Raw genomic sequence first — 21,656 nt, 5'->3', positions numbered from 1 at the left:
AATCATACCATCACTTGCGCGGCTTCTTCGGGCCGCCGGGCTTGGGCTTCCCGCCTTTGCCCGGATGCGGCCCTTTGCCGGGGCCCGCATATTTCGCGCGGGGCTTCTTACCCTTCGGGGCAGCACCGCCTTCGGGCTTGGGCTTGCGTTTCTTCGGCGGGATGTCCGCGAGGGCTGCGAACACGGCCTCGTCGTCGGGGCTCCAACCGCTCGTCTTCGCACTCTCTTCCGGGGCGTCGTCGCGCGGTGCCTTGGGCGGGCCCTTGCGATGGGGCGCCTTGTTTGGGCGCTCGCCACGGTCGCCGCGTTCCGGTTTGCCATGCGGCTTGTCGGCGCGGCGCTTTTTCGGGGGCGGTCCGAAATCAGGTTCACCGTTCAGGGCGCGGGCCTTGATCTCATCGGAGAGCTCGCCATCGGGACCAAGCGAGGCCGCGAATTTCGCGACGCTCTTCTCGGCGATCTCAACGAAGGTCTCGTCATCGCGCACGCGGATCGCACCGATCGACGATTTGTCGAGATCGGCATGGCGGCGCAGCAAGGGCAGCAGCCAGCGCGGCTCGGCCCGGTCATTGCGCCCGACCGAGAGCGTGAACCAACGGCTCGGGCCGAATTCCTGGCGCTCGGACTGGCCCTTGGTGTCGGGCGGCAGCAGATCCTCGGGCGGGGCGTTGCGCGATTGCTGCAGCCGCAGGAAAGCGGCAGCGACAGCCTCGGCCCCGTGCCGGTCGAGCAGCTTGCGCGCAAACGCTGCCTGATCCTCGCTGACCGGCTCGCGCCAATCGGGATCGGTCAGCAGACGTTCTTCATCGCGCGCAATGATCGACTCGGCCGACGGCGGCACGCTCCATTCGGCGTTGATCTTCGCGAATTTCAGCAGACGCTCGGCACGTTTGACCATGCGCGGGGGCACGATCAGCGCGGACATCCCCTTGCGCCCGGCGCGGCCCGTCCGGCCCGAACGGTGCAGCAGGCTTTCGGGGTTTTGCGGCAGATCGGCATGGATGACGAGGCTCAGGTTCGGCAGGTCGATGCCGCGCGCGGCCACATCGGTCGCCACGCAGACCCGTGCCCGCCCGTCGCGCATCGCCTGCAGGGCGTGGCTGCGTTCGGCTTGGCTCAGTTCACCCGACAGCGTCACGACCGAGAGGCCGCGATTGCCGAGACGCGCGCTGAGATGGTTCACCGCCGCGCGGGTGTTGGCGAAAACGATGGCGCTTTCGTCATGGTGATAGCGCAGCAGGTTGAAGATCGCATGATCGCTATCCGAGGCCGCAACCTTCAGTGCCTTGTAGGCGATGTCGGAGTGCTGCTGCGCGGTGTTGATCGTCGAAATGCGCTGCGCGTCGTTCTGGAACTGCTCGGCCAGCTTCGCGATCATCGGCGAAACGGTGGCCGAGAACAGCAGCGTGCGCCGCTCTTCCGTGGCGGAGCCGAGGATGAATTCGAGGTCTTCGCGGAAGCCCAGATCGAGCATCTCGTCGGCCTCGTCGAGCACGACCGCGCGGATGTCGCTCAGATCGAGCGCGCCGCGGCGGATATGGTCACTCAGGCGACCGGGCGTGCCGACCACGATATGCGTGCCGCGTTCGAGGGCGCGGCGTTCCTGCCGCGGGTCCATGCCGCCGACGCAGGAGCTGACGATGGCGCCGGTCTTGGCGTAGAGCCAGCGCAATTCCTGCATGACCTGAAAGGCGAGTTCCCGCGTGGGGGCCACGACGAGTGCAAGCGGCGTGCCAGCCGGGCCGAAGCTTTCGGCCTCGCCCAGCAGGGTCGGGGCGATCGCGAGACCGAAGCCGACCGTTTTGCCCGAGCCGGTCTGGGCCGAGACCAGCAGGTCTTTGCCGTCCAGCGCGGGATCGGTCACCGCGTCCTGCACGGGAGTGAGAGTGTCGTAGCCGCGCTCGGCGAGCGCTGCGGAAAGGGAGGGGATCATCGGAAAGTCGTCCAAGCAATGACGTTAGGGACGGGCCGCTCTGCGCTGGCAGCCCGTGCGGAAGGCGCCTGCATAACGGTCCCTGCGGCAAATGTATATTGCCTATTTGGGGAATCCGCCCGTTATGGGCAATAATTCTTGGTCAGGCGAGGACCTGCAGCACCACCGCCGAGGCGTAGATCGCGACCAGCAGGAGGCTCTCGATCCCGATCCGGGCCGGCCCGTCCTTCTGCCGCAGGATCAGCCCGCCGAGCAACACGCCCGTCATCATCAGCCCCGTCGCGAGCCAGTAGAGGTCCGACATGGAGACCGCGTGATACAGCGAGCCGTCGCGATAGGCCCCGTCCGAGAAGACGAGGAACAGCGTGTCGAAGGTGTTGCCGCCGATAATCCCGCCGATGGCCAGTTGCAGCGCGCCGCGACGGACAGCCGTCAGCGTCGTCACCAGCTCGGGCAGCGAGGTCACGACCGCCGTCAGCAGCGCGCCCACCAGCGAGGAGCTGAGACTGAAGCGGGTGACGAATTCCTGCCCGGCTTGCGAAATGACCCAGCCGCTGAGGCCCATGATGACGACGAGGCCCACGAAGACGATGATCGGCCCGCGCGGCGAGCGGTTCGCTTCCTCCTCGTCTTCGGGTTCGTCACGGCGCGTCTCGCGGGTTTCGACCGGTTTCCACATCGGGGTTTCCGACACCTGGGTCGCGAGTTTCGTGCCGCCGAGATAGGCGAGGAACAGCACCACCGAGGCCGGGCTGATCCCCCAGATCGCGAAGTCGGGCGCAGCGGTCGCGGCGAGCGGGATCGACAGCAGCACGATCAGCATCACCGCCTGAAAGAGGTTCGCGGGCTCTGCTGCGGAGTGTTCGAGATTGGCGCGTCGGTGCAGCATGTCGGCGAGCGCCAGAAAGAAGGTCTGCGCAGCGATCCCGCCCACGGCGTTGGAAAAGGCAAAGCTCGCATCGCCCTGTGCGGCGACCGAGACCGAGACGACGATCCCCGACAGCGAGGTCGCGGCCCCCAGCACGATCCCGCCCGCCAGCGCTTCGCCCATCCGCGTGCGATCCGCGATCACATCAGCCAGCCCGGTCGCCTTGATGGAGGAGATGACGACGATCAGCCCGGCGAGGGTGAAGACGCCGAGCAGAAGCGGGGTCGAAAGAGAGGCGATCATGAAGGCTCCGGGGACACTGTTCGAAAAGCAACCGCGCAGCGCGCTCACGGTTCCGTTAAGGGCGCGATGGCAAGGCGTCTGTGCAAAGGGCTGGGGGAGTCGACATGCCCGACAGAGACGTTAGTGTCGGCGCCAATCAGCGCGCGGGAGGACAAGCATGTTTATCGGATTGGATTTGGGCACATCGGGGCTGAAGGGGCTCTTGATCGACGAGGCGCAGCGCGTGGTGGCCGAGGCGACGCATCCGCTCACCGTGTCGCGCCCGCAGGAGGGCTGGTCGGAACAGGACCCCGCCGAATGGATCGCGGCGATGGAGGCTGTGCTGGGCTCGCTCGCGCAGCACGATCTGTCGGCGGTGCGCGGGATCGGGCTGTCGGGGCATATGCACGGCGCGACGCTGCTGGATGCGCAGGACGAGGTATTGCGGCCCTGCATCCTGTGGAACGACACCCGCGCCTATCGCGAGGCGGCGGCGCTCGATGCGGATCCGCAATTCCGCGAGATCAGCGGCAATATCGTCTTCCCCGGCTTCACTGCGCCGAAACTTGTCTGGCTCGCCAAGCACGAGCCGGAGCGTTTCGCGAAAGTGGCGAAGGTGCTGTTGCCGAAGGACTACCTGCGGCTCTGGCTGACTGGAGAGCATGCTTCGGAGATGTCCGACGCCGCCGGGACGAGCTGGCTCGATACCGGCGCGCGCGACTGGTCGGATGCACTTCTGGCGGCGACCGGGATGCGGCGCGAGCAGATGCCGCGCCTCGTCGAGGGCTCGGACGTCTCCGGCACGCTGCGCCCGCAGATCGCGGCGCGCTTTGGTCTACCGGAGGGCGTCGTCGTGGCAGGCGGCGGGGGCGACAACGCGGCCTCGGGCGTGGGCGTCGGTGTGGTGGCGGCGGGGCAGGCCTTCGTCTCGCTCGGCACCTCGGGCGTCCTGTTCGCCGCCGATGACGGCTACCGCCCCGATGCGGCGAGCGCGGTCCACAGTTTCTGTCACGCCCTGCCGCAGACATGGCACCAGATGGGCGTGGTGCTGGCCGCGACCGACGCGCTGAACTGGTATGCGCGGCTTCTGGAGAGCGACGCCAAGCAACTGACCGAAGGCCTCGGCCCGCTGCAGGCGCCGGGCAAGGCGCGGTTCCTGCCCTATCTCGGCGGCGAGCGCACGCCGCTCAACGATGCGGCGATCCGCGGCGCGTTCATCGGGCTTGAGCACGCAACCGATCGCGCCGCGACCACGCGGGCCGTGCTGGAAGGGGTAAGCTTCGCGCTGCGCGATTGCCGCGACGCGCTGGCGGGCACCGGCACCCGGATCGAGACGCTGCTCGGCGTCGGGGGTGGGACGCGCTCGCGCTATTGGTGCGAGGCGATCGCGACCGCGCTCGACACGCCCGTGGCCCTGCCGGTGGCGGGCGATTATGGCGGCGCGTTCGGGGCGGCGAGGCTTGGGGTGATGGCCGCGACCGGCGGCGGGCTGGATATCGCGAGCCCGCCCGAGATCGCCGCGACGATCGAGCCGGTCTCCGCGTTGCGCGAGGCGTTCGACGAAGGGTACGAGCGCTACCGTCAGGCCGGCGCTGCGCTGCGGGGTTTGACCTGATCTACCTCGGGCCGCGCCGTGGCGATCGGCGCGGCGTCGCGGAGATTAGCTCGAGAATTGCAGACGGATCCGGTTCACATATTCCACGCCCGGTCGCAGGATCGTCGAGGGGAACTCGGGGCGATTGGGCGCATCGGGCCAGGCTTGCGGCTCCAGGCAGATCGCGTTGAAGCTGTCGCCCGCGGGCGCGGTGTAGACCTGCAATCCGGGCTGGTTGCTCAGCATGGTCATACTGCGTCCGGAGGCCGGATCGCTCAGCACCGCCACCTCGCGCATCCCGCCTGAGCCGACGCAGAAATTGTGATCGAAGCCCGCGCCATCGGGCCCCAGCGCCGGGGCCGGTTCGCGGAAATCGAAGCGTGTGCCATCCACGTCGCGCGGCCCGCCTACGGGGAGTTTCTCGCCATCAACCTCGAGAACCTGTTTGGCATTGAGCTTCAGTCGGTGATCGGCGATCGAGCCGCCGCCCGCGAGATTGAAATACCCATGCGAGGTCAGAGACACCGGGCAAGCGCGATCGCAGCACGCGCGGTAAGTGATGCTCAAAGTTTCTGGGTCCGATACCGCGAAGCTCACCTCCGCGACGAGATTTCCGGGGAAGCCCTGATCGCCATCCGGGCTTTCGAGCCGCAGTGTCGCCGCGTTGATCCAATGCGCGACAACGGTCCAGTCGCATTGGTCGAACCCCTTGCCACCGCCGTGAAGGCAGTTCCCGCCTTCGTTCGCATCTAGCTGGAACTGCTCGCCATCGAGCGTGAATTGCGCTCCGGCGATGCGGTTGGCATAGCGCCCGATCGTCGCTCCGTGGAAATCGCGTGTCTTCTGTTTCGGATCGGGGCCGATGAGAAGCTCGACCGGACCGTCGTCGCTTGGCAGCACAACGCTTGTCAGTCGCGCGCCCTTTGGATCGATGCGCACCAGCATCCCTGATGCAAGCCCGATCTCCAGTTCTGATTCGTGATCGAACATGCTGTGTCCTGTCCGTTTCTCGACGAGGCTAACCTAGCGTAACCCTCTCTTCACGTTATGACTTTAATCTCGATCAATACCTGAGGCGAGTTAGCTACATCGCCACTTTCAGCGCTTTGGGCGCGGGCCGCACATCCCGAGCCACATCATACCCAACGCAATTGTTCCTTAAAAGTTTCGTGATGAGCACGCGGAATCTTGTGTGCAGAGGTATTCATGCTCGATTTTGCGCGAAAATTCATTATATCTGGCAATAACGAAAGTTAACGCGCCTTTTGGTGCACAAGCGACAGGCGCTAGCGGGAGTACGCAAAATGCCACAAGCAGTAGATCTCTTCGTGATCGGCGGCGGGGTGAACGGCTGCGGGATCGCGCGCGACGCGGCCGGACGGGGCCTGCGGGTGCGTCTGGCCGAGATGGGCGACCTAGCGCAGGCGACCTCTTCGGCCTCCACCAAGCTGTTCCATGGCGGGCTGCGCTATCTCGAATATCTCGAGATCAAACTGGTCCGCGAGGCGCTGTCCGAGCGCGAAGTGCTGATCCGCGCAATGCCGCATATCTCATGGCCGATGCGCTTCGTGCTGCCCTATAGCGCCGATATGCGTTTCGAGAGCGATACGCCTGTCTCGAAAATGCTCTCCACCGTCATGCCGTGGATGAAGGGCAAGCGCCCGTCCTGGATGATCCGCTCGGGGCTGTTTCTCTATGACCATCTGGGCGGGCAGGGGCTGCTGCCGGGCACCAAGCGGCTCGACCTGCGCAACGCCCCGGAGGGCGCGCCGCTGAAGGACAGCTTCACCCACGCCTTTGAGTATTCCGATGGCTGGGTGCAGGATGCCCGGCTCGTCGTGCTCAACGCCCGCGACGCCGAGGCGCATGGCGCGGATATTCGTGTGCAGACCAAGGTGGTCGAGGCGCATCGCGACGGCGGCCATTGGGTGATCGTGACCGAAGGCCCGAACGGGCGCGAGGAACATATGGCCCGCGCCGTGGTCAATGCCGGTGGCCCGTGGGTCGAGCAGATCCTGAAAGGCACGATGGGCAGCGCCAGCCGCGAGCATATCCGCCTCGTGCGCGGCAGCCATATCGTGACGCGCAAGCTCTACGATCACGACAAATGCTACTTCTTCCAAGGCGCGGACGGGCGGATCATCTTCGCGATCCCCTATGAGCAGGACTTCACCCTGATCGGCACGACCGAGGCCGCCCATGAGGACTCGCCGCTCGCCGCCGAATGCACCGAGGCCGAGCGCGATTACCTGTGCGATTTCGCGTCCGAATATTTCAAGGAAGAGGTCACGCCCGACGATGTCGTCTGGACCTATTCCGGCGTGCGCCCGCTCTACGACGACGGCGCGAGTTCGGCCACCGCGGCGACGCGCGAATATGTGCTCTCGCTCGATGCACCCGCGGGCCAACCCGCGGCGCTGCATGTCTTTGGCGGGAAGATCACCACCTATCGCCGTTTGGCTGAGGATGCGCTCTCCAAGCTGCGCCCGCATCTTCCGGGCATGGGCGGGTCGTGGACGAAAGGCGCGCGCCTGCCGGGTGGCGATTTCGCCCCCGAAGAGGTCGGCGCCAAGATCGCCAAGCTCTCGCAGGATTATCCCTTCGTGAATCGCAAATGGGCCGAGCGGATGATCCGCCATTACGGCACCGAGTCCTGGGACATCTTCGGCGATGCCAAGGCGCTGGGCGATCTGGGCCGCGATTTCGGCGGTACGCTGACCGAGGCCGAGTTGCGCTGGCTCGTCGAGAAGGAGTGGGCGCGCAAGGTCGAGGACGTGATCTGGCGGCGCACCAAGCTGGGCTTGCGGCTCGATGCCGATCAGGTCAACTCTGTCGCCGCGTGGCTGGAGGAGCACGCAGGCTGACGCGCGAAACGGGAGGACTTCATGACCTACATTCTGGCAATCGACCAAGGCACCACGTCGTCGCGCGCGATCGTCTTTGACGATGCGCTGCGCCCCGTGGCGAGCGCGCAGCAGGAATTCACGCAGCATTTCCCGCGCTCGGGCTGGGTCGAGCATGATGCCGAGGAAATCTGGGACAGCGTGCTGGCGACCGTGCGCGGGGCCATCGAGAAAGCCGGGATTGCGGCCTCCGACATCTCCGGGATCGGCATCACCAACCAGCGCGAGACGACGCTGGTCTGGGATCGCGAGAGCGGCAAGCCGATCCACAACGCCATCGTCTGGCAGGACCGCCGCACCGCCGAATCTTGCCGCGAGCTGCGCGAGGATGGGTTCGAGGAGACCGTGACCGCGCGCACCGGGCTGATCGTCGATCCCTATTTCTCTGCCACGAAACTGCGCTGGCTTCTGGAGAATGTCGACGGCGCGCGCGAGAAGGCCGAGGCGGGCAAGCTCGCCTTCGGGACCATCGACAGCTGGTTGATCTGGAAACTGACGGGCGGCGCGTCGCATGTGACGGATGCCACCAATGCCGCGCGCACGATGCTCTATGATATCGCCAAGGGCCGCTGGTCCACGACCATCGCCGCCAAGCTCGGCGTCCCGATGGAGATGCTGCCCGAGGTCAAGGATTGCGCGGCCGAGTTTGGCGTGACGAAATCCGATCTCTTCGGTGCGGAAATCCCGATCCTCGGCGTCGCGGGCGACCAGCAGGCCGCGACCGTGGGGCAGGCCTGCTTCAAGCCCGGTATGCTGAAATCGACCTATGGGACCGGGTGCTTTGCGCTGCTCAATACCGGCGATCAGATGGTGCGGTCCGAGAACCGCCTGCTGACGACCATCGCCTATCAGATCGACGGCAAGGTCACCTACGCGCTCGAAGGCTCGATCTTCGTCGCCGGGGCGGTCGTGCAATGGCTGCGCGACGGGCTGAAGATCATCGAGGCCGCCGACCAGACGCAGGCGCTGGCCGAGCAGTCCGACCCCGAGCAGGACGTGATCATCGTGCCCGCCTTCACCGGCCTCGGTGCGCCGTATTGGAACCCCGACTGCCGTGGCGCGGTCTTCGGCCTGACCCGCAGCTCCGGCCCGGCCGAGTTCGCCCGCGCGGCGCTGGAATCGGTCGGCTTCCAGACGCGCGATCTCTTGGAGGCGATGCAGGCGGATTGGTCCGATGACGCCCGCCCGACCCTGCGCGTCGATGGCGGCATGACGGCGTCGGATTGGGCGATGCAGTTCCTGTCGGACATCCTCGGCGCGCCTGTCGACCGGCCCGAAGTGCTGGAGACAACGGCACTCGGCGCGGCATGGCTCGCGGGCTACAAGGCGGGGATTTATCCCGAGCCGGAGGAGTTCGCGAAGGGCTGGGCGCTCGATCGCAACTTCGCCCCCGAGATGGACGAGGGCAAGCGGGAAGCGCGCTACGCCGAGTGGAAGAAAGCGGTCGCCGCGGCGATCTCGATCACTCAGTAGCAACCCGAGTGATCTTCGCCCCAGCCAGCGATATAGATCACAGACGGGGTGCGCCCGTAGCCGCAGACGAAGACATAGACGCCGAAGGGCTGCCCCGCGCGCACCATTTGCGTGAAGCTGCCCCGCCTATCGCCGCCTGCCTCGACCATCGCGGGGATACGCGCCCGCGTGGCGCGATCCGCGAAGACCGGATCGGACTCGTCGCGCGCATCCCTTAGCCCGAAGCGATGAAAATTCGCCCGATCCTGCTGCAAGGCCGCACCGAGTGATCTCAGGGCCGCGCCCTTCGAATTCCGCATGTCCTGCGGGCCGATGAAGGCGGAGTAGGCCGCAATCTGGGTCCAGTCCTGTGCGGCTGACAGGCCGGGAAATCCAATGAGCGGCAGGGGGACGATGGCTATAAGACGAAGTAATTGGCGCATGGGAGGGCCTCCGGGCAGAGCGGAAAGGGCAGGGTACGCAATGTCTTGATGCCCGAAATCATGCCAAGGGCACCCAAATCGCGCAACGATTCTGTGCCCCGCCTGCCAAGCCCTCTCCGACACTGAGAGAGGGCTTTCCCTTTCGCGCGTTTTGCTCTTTCTTGTCCCGATCCGACCCGATGACAGGAGCCACCTAATGACCCGCTACCCCCGCGACCTGCGCGGCTATGGCCGTACGACCCCCGATCCGTATTGGCCGGGCGAAGCGCGCGTGGCGATCTCGATGGTGCTGAACTTCGAAGAGGGCGGCGAGAACAACGTCCTGCATGGTGACGCGGCCTCCGAAGCGTTCCTGTCCGATATCGCAGGCGCCGCGCAGTGGCCCGGCCAGCGTCACTGGAACATGGAGTCGATCTACGAATACGGCGCGCGCGCAGGCTTCTGGCGGCTGCATCGGCTGTTCACCGGGCTGAACGTGCCGCTGACGATCTACGGCGTCGCGACCGCGCTGGCTCGCGCCCCCGAACAGGTTGCCGCGATGAAAGAGGCAGGCTGGGAAATCGCCTCACACGGCCTGAAATGGGTCGAGCACAAGGATATGGCGGAAGACGAAGAGCGCCGCCAGATCGCCGAAGCCATCCGCTTGCATACGGAAGTCGCCGGAGAGCGTCCGCGCGGCTGGTATACCGGGCGCTGCTCGGCCAACACGGTGCGGCTGACGGCGGAGGAGGGCGGTTTCGACTGGATTTCCGATACCTATGACGACGATCTGCCCTATTGGCTCGAGGTCGGCGCGCGCGACCAGCTCGTGATCCCCTACACGCTTGAGGCCAACGATATGCGCTTCGCCACCGCGCCGGGCTATATCGAGGGCGAGCAGTTCTTCCAGTATCTCAAAGACAGCTTCGATACGCTCTACGCCGAAGGGCTGGAGGGCGCCCCGAAGATGTTCTCGGTCGGCCTGCATAATCGCCTTATCGGGCGGCCCGGCAAAGTCGCAGGGCTGAAACGCTTCCTCGACTACGCGCTCTCGCATGAGGGCGTCTGGTTCGCGACCCGGGGAGAGATCGCCGCGCATTGGGCTGCGACCCACCCGCATACCCGCCGCGAACGCCCGAGCCAGATGAGCCGGGAGCGCTTCGTCGAAGCCTTCGGCGGCATCTACGAACATTCGCCCTGGATCGCGCAGCGGGCCTTCGATCTGGAGCTCGGCCCTGCGCATGATTGCCTCGAGGGCGTGGCCTCGGCGCTGGCCCGTATCTTCCGCTCGGCGTCGGAGGCCGAACGCCTCGGCGTGCTGACCGCGCACCCCGATCTCGCAGGCAAACTCGCTCAGGCCAAGCGCCTCACCGCCGAGAGCACATCCGAGCAAGCCAGCGCCGGGCTCGATGCGCTGACCGATGAAGAGCGCGCCACATTCGAGGGGCTCAACACCGCCTATACCGAAAAATTCGGTTTCCCCTTCATCATCGCCGTAAAAGACAATACGAAGGCGTCAATCCTCCACGCCTTCCGCCGCCGGCTTGACCAAGACCGCGAGACGGAATTCCGTGAGGCCTGCAAACAGGTCGAGCGGATCGCGTGGCATCGCCTGAACGCCATGGACCTTTGATGGAATACACCTATTACGCCCCGACGGGCGGTTTGCCCGATCAGAACCAGCGCGCCCGCGAGCGCGCGCAATTCAACACCTCCTACGCGGTGATCCCGCGCGGGGTGCTCTCCGACATCACCATCTCGCTGCTGCCCGGCTGGCAGAATACCCGCGCCTGGGTGCTCGCCCGTCCGCTCTCCGGCTTTGCCGAGACCTTCGCCGAGCTGGTCGTCGAAGTCGCGCCGGGCGGCGGCTCGGACAATCCCGAACCCGACCCCGAGGGTCAAAGCGTGATCTTCGTGCTCGCCGGTCACATCCGTCTCGTGATCGAGGGCGTCGGCCATGAGCTGGACGCGGGCGGCTACGCCTATCTCGCGCCGGGCGCACAATGGTCGGTCGCCAACGATCAGGATACGCCCGGCACCTTCGTCTGGGTCCGCAAACGCTACGAGCGCGTGCCCGGCATCGACGCGCCGGAAAGCTTCGTCACCGCCGATCAGGACAAGCCGCCGCTCGAGATGCCCAACACCTCGGGCTACTGGTCGACCTCGCGCTTCGTCGATCCGAACGATCTGCGCCACGACATGCACGTCAATATCGTGACCTTCATGCCGGGCGGCACCATCCCTTTCGCGGAAACCCATGTCATGGAGCATGGCATCTTCGTGCTGCAGGGCCGGGGCGTCTACCTGCTCAATCAAGATTGGATCGAAGTGGAAGAGGGCGATTTCATGTGGCTGCGCGCCTTCTGCCCGCAAGCCTGCTACGCCGCGGGCCGCCGCCCGTTCCGTTACCTGCTCTATAAGGACGTGAACCGCCACCCGAAGCTCGGCTCGCCCATCTCGGGCTGATCCCCTTTCGGCTTGGTTGAAATATCCCGGGGGTGAGGGGGCAGCGCCCCCTCTCTTTCCCGCGCAACCGGAGGCCCGCGATGCAGATCAAAGCCGAACCGCTCACGCCCGAGGCCTTCGCGCCCTTCGGCGATGTGCTCGACGCCGCAGGCGACCCAGACAAGATCATCAATGCGGGGCTCTGCGGGCGCTATCACGACCGCGCGCAGCTCGATTTCGGGGCGGAGACGGGCGGTCGCGCCGGCATTTCGATCTTCAAGGCAGAGCCGCGCGCGCTGCCCTATCTCTGCGACCTGCTGGAGCGGCACCCCGAAGGCTCGCAGGCTTTCCTCCCGATGAGCGCGGATCCGTTCCTCGTGATCGTCGCCCCCGATGCAGGTGGAAAACCCGGTACGCCGCGCGCGTTTCTCACCGATGGTGCGCAGGGGATCAACTTCCATCGCGGCACCTGGCACGGGGTGCTGACGCCGCTCGCAGCGCCCGGTCTTTTCGCCGTGGTCGACCGGATCGGCGAGAGCGCGAACCTCGAAGAGCATCCGCTGGACACCCCCATCACCGTCATCGCCTGACCCTTCGTCAAAGGGGCATGGACACTTCTGCGGAACTTTCCCAAGCTGCGCCAAATCGTTTTGGGGAGGAGCAAGAATGAAAACGCGGATCGCACTTCTGCGCGAAATGGGCAAAGCGCGCCCTTATTCCGACAGCAAGCCGCTGGAGATCGTCGAGGCCGAGCTGGACGATCCCGGCGCCGGCGAGCTGCTCATCAAGATGTCGGCTGCGGGCCTGTGCCATTCGGACCTGTCGGTCATCAACGGCGACCGCCCGCGCGACATGCCAGTGGCGCTGGGCCATGAGGCGGCAGGCGTCGTCGAAGCTGTCGGCCCGTATGTCACTCGCTTCGCGCCCGGCGATCACGTCGTTCTCGTCTTCGCGCCGTCCTGCGGCCATTGCGTGCCCTGTGCCGAGGGGCGGCCTGCGCTTTGCGAGCCTGCGGCCGTCGCGGCGGGCAAGGGGAGTCTGATCACGGGATCGAAACGCATCTCGGTCGCGGGCGAGCATGTGAACCACCATATCGGCGTCTCGGCCTTTTCGGATTACGCGGTCGTCTCCGAGGCCTCCTGCGTGAAGATCGACAAGTCGATCCCGCTCGACCAAGCGGCGCTCTTGGGCTGCGCGGTGCTGACCGGCGTCGGCGCGGTGCTGAACTCAGGCGGGCTGAAGACCGGCCAAAGCTGCGCGATCATCGGCCTTGGTGGCGTCGGCCTGGCGGGGCTTCTGGGCGCGGTTGCGGCGGGCGCGCGCACCGTGGTTGCGGTCGATCTTGCAGAGGATAAACGCGACCTCGCGCTGAAGCTTGGTGCGACCCACGCTATCGACCCGACCGAGGACGGGGCAGTGCAAAAGCTGCGCGACCTCACCGGCGGCGGCGTCGATCTCGCGGTCGAGCTGGCAGGTGCGGCCCCGGCGCTGCAATTCGCCTATGCCATCACCCGGCGTGGCGGAACCACCGTCACGGCGGGCCTGCCGAACCCGCAGGCGGAGTTCAAAATCCCGGCCGTGTCGCTGACCGCGAATGAGCACGCGCTGAAAGGCTCTTACATGGGCTCCTGCGTGCCGGTCCGCGATATTCCGCGCTTCGCGCAGATGATGGTGCAGGGGCAACTTCCGATCCCCGATCTGATGACCCATCGCCTCAAACTCGAAGACATCAACGAAGGTTTCGAGCGGCTTGCGGCGGGCGAGGCGATCCGGCAGGTCATCGTCTTCGACTAAGCGCCGATCTCGGCCCGCAACCAATCGCGGAAGGCGCTTACATGCGGCGCCTCCCGCGCGCGCTCGGGCAGGATCAGCGCGTAATTCTCGCCCGTGGCAAACCGGCGCGGCGTCGCCTGCACCAGCCGCCCCGAGGCCAGCGCCCCTTCGGCGATGATCGCGGGCACCAGCCCCAGCCCCATCCCCGCGCTCGCCGCATCGAGGATCATGTCGAAATGATCAAACCGCGCGCCGCGCAGGATATGCCGCGCATCGCGCCCGCTCTCGCGAAACCAGTCGAGCCAGAGCGTCGGGCGCGTCGATTGCTGCAATAGCGGCAGGGCTAGTAGCGCGTTGTCCTCCAACGCCGCACGCCCCGCCATCAGGTTCGGCGCGGCCACGACGATCAACTCCTCCGCCACCAGATTTTCGACCTCGGCCCCTGCCGGTTCATGCCTTGAGCGCATGATCGCCAGATCGAAAGGCTCATGCTCGAACTCCACGGGCAAGAGCCGCGCGCTCAGATCGAGGCTCACCTCCGGCTGCGCGGCTTCAAAGCCTGCCAGCCGTGGGATCAGCCAGGACCGCGCAAAGCTCGGCAGCACCGCCATGCGCAGCACCGCCCGCGCGCCGCCGAAAGCCATCGCCCCCATCGCGGCCCGGTCGATCTGGCCCAGAATTTCCTCAGCCTGCGCCAGAAAAACCTGACCCGCAGGCGACAGAGACAGCCGCTTGCGCACCCGGTCGAACAGCGCCACGCCCAGCCGCTCTTCCAACGTCCCGAGCGAGCGCGACACCGCCGATTGCGTCAGGTTCAACTCCGCCGCCGCCCGTGTCGTCGTGCCCAAGCGCGCACAGGCGGCGAAGGCCTGCAGCTCGTTGATCGTCGGGGTGTAGCTCTTACGCATGGTTGCGAGGGTGCTCCGCTGTGGTTCGCATGGATCATGCGCAAAACTCATCATCTTCGCAAATTTAATCGTTTGCGCCGCGCGCCCCGATGCCTAGAGTCCGACGCAACCAAAGATAGCCTCCGAGGACCCGCCATGACCGACCGCCCCACGCTCAAAGCCAAGGATGCCCCCGATCTGGGCAAGTTCACCTGGGACGACGCGCTGCGTCTCGAAACCCAGCTGAGCGAAGACGAACGGATGCTGCGCGATGCGGCCCGTGCTTATGCGCAGGACAAGCTGCAGCCGCGCGTGATCGAGGCCTTCGAGAATGAGACCACCGACCCCGCGATCTTCCGCGAGATGGGCGAGATGGGCCTCTTGGGCGCGACCATCCCCGAGGAATATGGCGGGATCGGCGCGGGCTATGTCTCCTACGGCCTGATCGCGCGCGAGATCGAGCGCGTCGATAGCGGCTACCGCTCGATGATGTCGGTGCAGTCGAGCCTCGTGATGTATCCGATCTACGCCTATGGTTCGGAGGAGCAGCGCCAGAAATACCTGCCGAAGCTGGCCTCGGGCGAGTGGATCGGCTGTTTCGGCCTGACCGAACCCGATGCGGGTTCGGACCCGGCGGGCATGAAGACCCGCGCCGAGAAAACCGAGGGCGGCTACCGCCTCACCGGTTCGAAAATGTGGATCACCAACTCGCCGATCGCGGATGTCTTCGTGGTCTGGGCGAAATCCGAGGCGCATGGCGGCAAGATTCGCGGCTTCGTGCTGGAGAAGGGCATGAAGGGGCTGAGCGCGCCGAAGGTCGGGCAGAAGCTGTCGCTCCGCGCCTCGATCACCGGCGAGATCGTCATGGACGGCGTCGAGGTCGGCGAAGACGCGCTGCTGCCGCATGTCGAGGGACTGAAAGGCCCGTTCGGCTGTCTCAACCGCGCACGCTACGGCATCGCCTGGGGCGTGATGGGGTCGGCCGAGTTCTGCTGGCACGCCGCACGCCAATACGGGCTCGACCGCAAGCAGTTCAAGAAGCCGCTGGCGCAGACGCAGCTGTTCCAGAAGAAGCTCGCCGATATGCAGACCGAGATCACGCTGGGCCTGCAAGCCGCGCTGCAAACGGGCCGCCTGATGGACGAGGCCGACGCCGCGCCCGAGATGATCTCGCTCATCAAGCGCAACAATTGCGGCAAGGCGCTGGATATCGCGCGGATGTCCCGCGACATGCATGGCGGCAACGGAATCTCGGGCGAGTTTCAGGTGATCCGCCACATGGTCAACCTCGAGACGGTGAACACCTACGAGGGCACCCATGACGTCCACGCGCTGATCCTGGGCCGTGCGCAAACGGGCCTGCAGGCCTTCTTCTGATGGCCCCGCTGGAAGGTGTGAAAGTCGTCGAGCTGGCGCGCATTCTGGCCGGTCCCTGGGCCGGTCAGGTGCTCGCTGACCTCGGCGCGGACGTTATAAAGGTCGAGGCGCCCGAAGGCGACGATACGCGTCGTTGGGGCCCGCCCTTCATCGCCCGCGAAGGCGACGGGCCCGAGGGCCGCTCGGCCGCCTATTTCCACGCCACCAATCGCGGGAAGATTTCGGTCGTGGCCGATTTTCGCACCGAGGAGGGCCAGAAGATCGTGCGCGATCTGGTCAAGGACGCCGATGTGGTGATCGAGAACTTCAAGCTCGGCGGCCTCAAGAAATACGGGCTCGATTACGAGAGCCTTTCGGCGATCAATCCGCGTCTCGTCTATTGCTCGATCACCGGTTTCGGGCAGGACGGTCCTTATGCCAGCCGCGCGGGCTACGACTTCCTGATCCAGGGGATGGCGGGCTGGATGGACCTGACCGGCGACCCGCAAGGCCAGCCGCAAAAGGTGGGCGTCGCCTTCGCGGACATCTTCACCGGGCTTTACGCGGTGATCGGCATTCAGGCGGCGCTGGCTGCGCGGGCGCGCACCGGGCGCGGGCAGTTGGTCGACATGGCGCTTCTGGATTGCGCGGTGGGCGTGCTCGCCAATCAGGGGATGAACTTCCTCGCGACCGGCAATGCGCCGCAGCGTCTGGGCAATGCGCATCCCAACATCGCGCCCTACGAGGTAGTCAGTGCCAAGGATGGCGATCTGATCCTCGCAGTCGGCAATGACGGGCAGTTCAAGCGGCTTTGTGAGGTGCTGGGCCTCAACCTTGCGACCAACCCGGACTTCGCCACGAACGAGGCCCGCGTCGCCAATCGCTCAGCGATGCGTGAGACGCTTCTGCCTTCGCTCGCGCAATGGCCGCGCGCCGATCTGCTCGCCGCGCTCGAAAAGGCGACGGTGCCAGCCGGCCCGATCAACTCCGTCGATCAGGTCTTCGCCGACCCGCAGGTTGAGGCGCGCGGGATGCGGATCGAGGCCGAGGGCATCCCCGGTATCCGCACGCCGATCCGCTTCTCGGACACGCCCTTGGCGGAACCAAAACCCGCCCCGAAGCTCAAAGCCGACTAGCCTCTTCCTCTTGGTGGAAATATCCCGGGGGGGAGGCGGGATCAGCGGCCTTCCAGTGGAAGGACGCCCCGCCGAACTCCCGAAGCGCAAGCGAAGGGCCGTCAGCGCGGGGGCAGCGCCCCCTCCCGATTCAAGTTTTGCACGCCGACGCGTGCGGGCGTCACCCCTTACAAGCCAGCGTCAGCGCGATCGGAATATTGTCCGGCCCGCCATGCACATCCGGTTGGTTGACCGACACGTTCGGCACGCAGGTCGCGCCGTCGGCCAAGCCCCGGATCACCACCGGGTTGGATTTCACCGGCACCAGACCGGTCAGGTTCTCGGGGTCATACATCTCGATGCGCAGATCGTTCGGGTTCTCGGCTTGGGGCAGGGCGAGCGCGAAGGCCATCGTGACGGCCCCGTCCTTCACTGTCGCCTGAAAACCGTAGATCTGCGGATCGGGCAGTCGCTCGGCCCCTTTCCAGAAGCGGGTGTAGAAGAACGAGCCTTCCGAATTCTGCTTCGCCGCGTCTTGCAGCGGAGCCAACTCGTCTCCGGTGAACGCTCCGTCGCCATTCTTGTCGAAGGTCTGTATCAGCCAGTCGGAAACGGTCGGATCGAAAGTCCAGCTTTCGCCGATATGGGTGACTTTGCCGCTCTCCATGCCGACGAGCAGGCGGATCAGGATTTCGTCTTCCGGGTGGGCTGCGGCCAATCCCGGCGCGAGTCCGATCAGGGCGGCGAGGGCGAAAGCGGCAGGACGGATCATGGCTGGAAATCCGGCTTCTTGCTGCCGGGCGGGGCGGCGGGCGGTGGCGCGCCGAAGCTCGGGAACGCATCGGCCTCGGGCACGGCGGCCTCGGCGGCGGGCGCGTTCTCGGAGGCCGCGGTCGAGGGATCGGCATTCTTCGGCTTCAGCTTGCCGCCCATCAGCGCGACCCCGCCATAGAGTAGCCCGATCGCGACCAGCCAGCTGCCGACGATCCGGCCCGCGATCTCGAACCAGCGCGCCTGCCAGCTGCGCAGCACCAGATAGACCGCACCGATCAGCCAGACGCCCAGCCCAACCCCAGCCAGGAAGACCCACGGTTTGCCGCCATAGCTCGGATCGGACAGCTTCACCGAGAGCGCATACATCACCCCCAGAACAAAGCCCGCAGGCACGATCAGCGCGGGCCGCGACCACCGCCCCAGCGCGAGCGTCGCGCCAATGGCGATGGCCGAGATCGGCATGGTCAGGAAGTGATGTGTGATCGCGCCGGGGAGTTGTTGCAACGCGGCCATCAGCTCGATGCGGAAGGTGAAGCCGAGTGCGATCCCGACGGCCCAAAGGAGCGCCGCGATCAGCGCCGCGCGCCGCCCGACCAAGGCCAACGCGATCCCGAAACCAAACAGCGGGAACAGCCGCTCGATCGCGACCGCATCGCGGATCAGCCATGCGCCGGTCTCGCCGCGGTCCGCGGGCGGGATGACCGCCAGCACGATCAGGGCCGTCAGCCCGGCCAGCACCCAGAGGTGACGCAGCCAGCCGAGGCCGGAACGGTTATGCGATACGTCAATGGCCAAAGAGGCTTAGCCCACCTTGTAGGAACCCGAGCTGAGATTGCAGGTAACCCAGCGCCAGCGCAAGGAAGCCAACCCCGACCACCGCGATGATCGCACCCAGCCCGCGCGAGAGTTGCCCGCCCCGGATCGGCTCGAGGATGAGGCCCACGCCGACGCCGATCACGTGGATCATCCCGGTCGCCAGCACGAAGCCGATCGCGAAATCGGCCGGGTCGGCGGCCAGCGGCAGTTCCGCCCCATGCGCATAGCCGTGATAGAGCGCGAAGACCGAGATGATCGCCAGCGCGACCCATTCGTAGGGTTTCCACCCGGCGGCGATGGCGAGGCCGAGCACCACGATCGACAGCGCGATCCCGATCTCGATCCCCGGCAGTGGCAGGCCGAGAATGCCGATCACGCCGCCCACGACCATGATCAGCGGAAAGGTCACCGGCAATTGCCAGACCTGCCGCCCGCCCATCTGCGCGCCCCAGAGGCCCACGGCGAACATCGCGAGGAAATGGTCATAGCCCGAGAGCGGATGCTCGAACCCCGCGGTGAACCCGCCCGACCCGGTCGCGGTGATATGGGCGGTGGCCACCTGCGGCAGCATCAGGGCGACGAGGCCCGCGAGGGCGGCGAGGCGGCGATGGATCATGCGATGGTTCTCTGTCCCGTGATTGTTGGGCGGCATCATCCGGATCGGGACACGAAACTCAAGGCGGCAAATGGTTCACCGCGCCTCACCATCGATTGAAGGGGCCGGGCGCGCGCGCTCAGCCCGCGCCGAGCAGGGCGGAGATCTGATAGGTCGCGAAGGCCGCGAGATAGGCCAGCGCGAACATGTAGACGACGGCGACCCACATCCATTTCGCCGAGCCCGCCTCGCGCCGGATCACCGCCAGCGTGGAGATGCATTGCGGCGCGAAGATATACCATGCGAGGAGCGCCAGCGCGGTGCCGAGGCTCCATTGATCGGAGAGCGTGTGGATCAGCCCGTTCTCGCCGCCTACCGCATAGACCGTCGCAAGCCCGGCCACGGCGACTTCGCGCGCGGCCATACCCGGCACCAGCGCCACCGCGATATGCCAGTCGAAGCCCAGCGGATGCAGGATCGGGGCGACGAAATGGCCGATGATCGCGGCGAAGGAGTAGTTGATTGCGGGCTCCGTCGCGCCTTCTGGGGCCATCGGGAAGGTCGACAGGAACCAGATCACGACCATCGCCCAGAAGATCACCGTGCCCGCGCGGCGCAGGAAGACCCGCGCACGCTGGTAAAGCCCCAGCGCGATATTGCGCAGGATCGGCGTTTTGTAGTCGGGCAGGTCGAGCATCAGCGGCGCCGAGCGCTCCTCTCGGGCAAAGAGGTAGCGCGCGACGAAGGCCACCGCGAGGACCGAGAAGACGCCCGCCGCATAGAGGCCGAACATCACCAGACCCTGCAGGCTCAGCCCGCCGAGGACTTTCGTGTTCGGGATGAAGGCCGCGATGATCAGCGTATAGACGGGAATGCGCGCCGAGCAGGTCATCAGCGGTGCCACGAGGATCGTCGTCAGCCGGTCGCGTTTGTTGTCGATCACCCGCGCCGCCATGATGCCGGGGATCGCGCAGGCAAAGCTCGACAGGAGCGGGATGAAGGCGCGCCCGTTCAGCCCCGCGCGGCCCATGATCCGGTCCATCAGGAAGGCCGCCCGCGCCATGTAGCCGAAATCTTCCAGCAGCAGGATGAAGAGGAAGGTGAACAGGATCTGAGGCAGGAAGATGATGACCGAGCCGATGCCCGCGATCAGCCCGTCCGCGATGAAGCTCTGGATCAGCCCGTCCGGCAGCAGCTGCGTCACCGCTGCGCCAACGGAGGTAAACGCCCAGTCGATCGCGTCCATGAACGGCGCGGCCCAGGAAAAGACCGCCTGAAACATCACGAAGAGGATTGCGAGCAGGATGATCGGCCCGGCGATCGGGTGCAGCACGACGCGGTCGATCTTGGCGGAGACCGTGTCCGGCTCTGGCGGCTGGATCACATGGGTCTTCACCAGCCGTTCCGCCTCGCGCATCGAGACACGCATGTCATGGGTGCTCGGCACGGCCCAGCTTGACGGTTGCGGTGCGTCGAGACCGGCTTCCAGCATCGGGTCGACTGCGGACCAGAGCTCGTCCAGTCCGCCACGGCGCACGGCGGTCGCGGGGATCACCGGGATGCCCAGTTCCTCGCTCAGCGCCACATGGTCGATCTGCAAGCCGCGATGGCGCGCGATGTCGATCATGTTGAGGATCATCACGATCGGCAGGCCGATCTTCTTGAGCTCCGAGACCAGACGCAGCGCGCCGCGCAGGTTGGTCGCATCGCCTACGGCGAGGATCATGTCGGGGACACGCTCGCCCGGACGCTGGCCCAGCAGCACGTCGCGAGTCACTTCCTCATCGGGGGAGCGGGCGCGCAAGGAATGGGTGCCGGGCAGGTCGATCAGTGCGAACTTGCGCCCCGCAGGCGTGGTGGCCACGCCGACTTTGCGCTCCACGGTCACGCCGGAATAATTGCCGACCTTCTGCGTCGCGCCGGTCATCGCGTTGAACAGCGCCGTCTTGCCGCAATTGGGCGCACCGACAAGCGCCGCCTCGATCGGCTGGGCGTCGGGGTCGGTCTGGGCTGCTTTGGGCTGGTTTATGGCAGGTGCCGACGTCATTCCGCGAGGATGGCCATCGCCTCGGCACGCCGCAGAGCGACGGTGGTGTCGTTCACGCGCACCGCAATCGGATCGCGCCCGAACGGACCTTCGTGAAGGATGTGGACCGAAGCGCCCTCGATGAAGCCAAGCTCCAGCAGGCGCAGTTCCAACTCGTCCGCGTCATAGCCGTCATTCCCGGCGAGCGGGCAGACCGATACCAGAGTGCCCCGGAACCCACGACGGCACTGGCCAAGCGGCAGCGCGCATTTGCAGGTTTCGTTCTCGATAGGGCTGGCCTTCATGAGGGCACCTCCGTGATGGGTCGCGAGTTGGTCTTCGCTTCCTACAGATTGGAGATAGTCTGGAAATTGATCTCTGACAAATGAAGTCTGGTATTTTCCCGCCTTCGTGA

General features: G+C 66.0%; 19 protein-coding genes. 9 read left to right on the top strand and 10 right to left on the bottom strand.

Features of this window, described 5'->3' with window-relative positions:
- Window positions 1-10: 10 nt before the first annotated feature.
- On the bottom strand, window positions 11-1,933 hold the full coding sequence (locus BMI86_RS07290; protein WP_078540366.1) for a DEAD/DEAH box helicase: 1,923 nt from the start codon (window positions 1,931-1,933) through the stop codon (window positions 11-13).
- Window positions 1,934-2,075: 142 nt separating this feature from the next.
- Window positions 2,076-3,104: a cation transporter gene (locus BMI86_RS07285; protein WP_078540365.1), complete on the bottom strand. Its 1,029-nt coding sequence runs from the start codon at window positions 3,102-3,104 to the stop codon at window positions 2,076-2,078.
- Between the two features lie 157 nt (window positions 3,105-3,261).
- On the opposite strand from BMI86_RS07285, the gene xylB reads away from it, so the two are divergent.
- On the top strand, window positions 3,262-4,698 hold the full coding sequence (gene xylB, locus BMI86_RS07280; RefSeq protein WP_078540364.1) for a xylulokinase: 1,437 nt from the start codon (window positions 3,262-3,264) through the stop codon (window positions 4,696-4,698).
- Window positions 4,699-4,743: 45 nt separating this feature from the next.
- On the opposite strand, the gene BMI86_RS07275 is transcribed toward xylB, so the two are convergent.
- On the bottom strand, window positions 4,744-5,667 hold the full coding sequence (locus BMI86_RS07275) for an aldose epimerase family protein (protein ID WP_078540363.1): 924 nt from the start codon (window positions 5,665-5,667) through the stop codon (window positions 4,744-4,746).
- 314 nt (window positions 5,668-5,981) lie between these two features.
- Here BMI86_RS07275 and glpD point away from each other — a divergent pair, with 314 nt between their 5' ends.
- Together glpD and glpK are read left to right on the top strand one after the other, a co-directional pair.
- Window positions 5,982-7,541, top strand: coding sequence for a glycerol-3-phosphate dehydrogenase (glpD, locus tag BMI86_RS07270; RefSeq protein ID WP_078540362.1), 1,560 nt, complete (start codon window positions 5,982-5,984; stop codon window positions 7,539-7,541).
- A gap of 21 nt (window positions 7,542-7,562) precedes the next feature.
- Window positions 7,563-9,053, top strand: coding sequence for a glycerol kinase GlpK (gene glpK, locus BMI86_RS07265; RefSeq protein ID WP_078540361.1), 1,491 nt, complete (start codon window positions 7,563-7,565; stop codon window positions 9,051-9,053).
- On the opposite strand, the gene BMI86_RS07260 is transcribed toward glpK, so the two are convergent.
- Window positions 9,047-9,475: a hypothetical protein gene (locus BMI86_RS07260; RefSeq protein ID WP_078540360.1), complete on the bottom strand. Its 429-nt coding sequence runs from the start codon at window positions 9,473-9,475 to the stop codon at window positions 9,047-9,049. The genes glpK and BMI86_RS07260 overlap by 7 nt on opposite strands.
- A gap of 196 nt (window positions 9,476-9,671) precedes the next feature.
- On the opposite strand from BMI86_RS07260, the gene puuE reads away from it, so the two are divergent.
- The 4 genes from puuE (at window position 9,672) to BMI86_RS07240 (ending at window position 13,693) form a co-directional block, all read left to right on the top strand.
- Entirely contained in the window at window positions 9,672-11,087 is a 1,416-nt protein-coding gene (gene puuE, locus BMI86_RS07255) for an allantoinase PuuE (RefSeq protein WP_078540359.1), read from the top strand.
- Window positions 11,087-11,920, top strand: coding sequence for a bifunctional allantoicase/(S)-ureidoglycine aminohydrolase (locus BMI86_RS07250; protein WP_078540358.1), 834 nt, complete (start codon window positions 11,087-11,089; stop codon window positions 11,918-11,920). The genes puuE and BMI86_RS07250 overlap by 1 nt, the downstream gene beginning before the upstream one ends.
- Before the next feature lie 80 nt (window positions 11,921-12,000).
- On the top strand, window positions 12,001-12,489 hold the full coding sequence (locus BMI86_RS07245) for an ureidoglycolate lyase (RefSeq protein ID WP_078540357.1): 489 nt from the start codon (window positions 12,001-12,003) through the stop codon (window positions 12,487-12,489).
- A gap of 76 nt (window positions 12,490-12,565) precedes the next feature.
- Window positions 12,566-13,693 carry a zinc-dependent alcohol dehydrogenase family protein gene (locus tag BMI86_RS07240; RefSeq protein WP_078540356.1) on the top strand — a complete coding sequence of 376 codons (1,128 nt, stop codon included), beginning with the start codon at window positions 12,566-12,568 and terminating at the stop codon, window positions 13,691-13,693.
- Here BMI86_RS07240 and BMI86_RS07235 read toward each other — a convergent pair.
- Window positions 13,690-14,580 carry a LysR substrate-binding domain-containing protein gene (locus BMI86_RS07235; RefSeq protein WP_078540355.1) on the bottom strand — a complete coding sequence of 297 codons (891 nt, stop codon included), beginning with the start codon at window positions 14,578-14,580 and terminating at the stop codon, window positions 13,690-13,692. The two genes, BMI86_RS07240 and BMI86_RS07235, sit on opposite strands and share 4 nt — an antisense overlap.
- A 135-nt stretch (window positions 14,581-14,715) precedes the next feature.
- Between BMI86_RS07235 and BMI86_RS07230 the strand changes: the two genes are divergently transcribed.
- Together BMI86_RS07230 and BMI86_RS07225 are read left to right on the top strand one after the other, a co-directional pair.
- Window positions 14,716-15,936, top strand: a complete 1,221-nt coding sequence (locus BMI86_RS07230; protein ID WP_078540354.1) for an acyl-CoA dehydrogenase — start codon at window positions 14,716-14,718, stop codon at window positions 15,934-15,936.
- Window positions 15,936-17,051: a CaiB/BaiF CoA-transferase family protein gene (locus BMI86_RS07225; RefSeq protein WP_078540353.1), complete on the top strand. Its 1,116-nt coding sequence runs from the start codon at window positions 15,936-15,938 to the stop codon at window positions 17,049-17,051. Before BMI86_RS07230 ends, BMI86_RS07225 begins: the two co-directional genes overlap by 1 nt.
- Window positions 17,052-17,211: 160 nt before the next feature.
- Here the strand turns inward: BMI86_RS07225 and BMI86_RS07220 are convergent, their stop codons facing one another.
- The 5 genes from BMI86_RS07220 to BMI86_RS07200 all read right to left on the bottom strand — a co-directional run bounded on the left by BMI86_RS07220 (window position 17,212) and on the right by BMI86_RS07200 (window position 21,546).
- A complete protein-coding gene (locus BMI86_RS07220; protein WP_078540352.1) occupies window positions 17,212-17,802 on the bottom strand; it encodes a DUF1007 family protein in 591 nt (196 codons plus the stop codon).
- Window positions 17,799-18,599, bottom strand: coding sequence for a hypothetical protein (locus BMI86_RS07215; RefSeq protein WP_078540351.1), 801 nt, complete (start codon window positions 18,597-18,599; stop codon window positions 17,799-17,801). Before BMI86_RS07215 ends, BMI86_RS07220 begins: the two co-directional genes overlap by 4 nt.
- A complete protein-coding gene (locus BMI86_RS07210; protein WP_078540350.1) occupies window positions 18,589-19,236 on the bottom strand; it encodes a HupE/UreJ family protein in 648 nt (215 codons plus the stop codon). Before BMI86_RS07210 ends, BMI86_RS07215 begins: the two co-directional genes overlap by 11 nt.
- A gap of 118 nt (window positions 19,237-19,354) precedes the next feature.
- A complete protein-coding gene (locus BMI86_RS07205; protein WP_078540349.1) occupies window positions 19,355-21,262 on the bottom strand; it encodes a ferrous iron transporter B in 1,908 nt (635 codons plus the stop codon).
- Window positions 21,259-21,546, bottom strand: a complete 288-nt coding sequence (locus BMI86_RS07200) for a FeoA family protein (protein ID WP_078522079.1) — start codon at window positions 21,544-21,546, stop codon at window positions 21,259-21,261. The genes BMI86_RS07205 and BMI86_RS07200 overlap by 4 nt, the downstream gene beginning before the upstream one ends.
- Window positions 21,547-21,656: the final 110 nt, after the last annotated feature.

This window comes from Thioclava sp. DLFJ5-1 (assembly GCF_002020115.1).
Lineage (GTDB): Bacteria > Pseudomonadota > Alphaproteobacteria > Rhodobacterales > Rhodobacteraceae > Thioclava > Thioclava sediminum.
The sequence above is the reverse complement of the archived record's forward strand: the minus strand, read 5'-3'. Positions and strand labels throughout refer to the sequence as shown.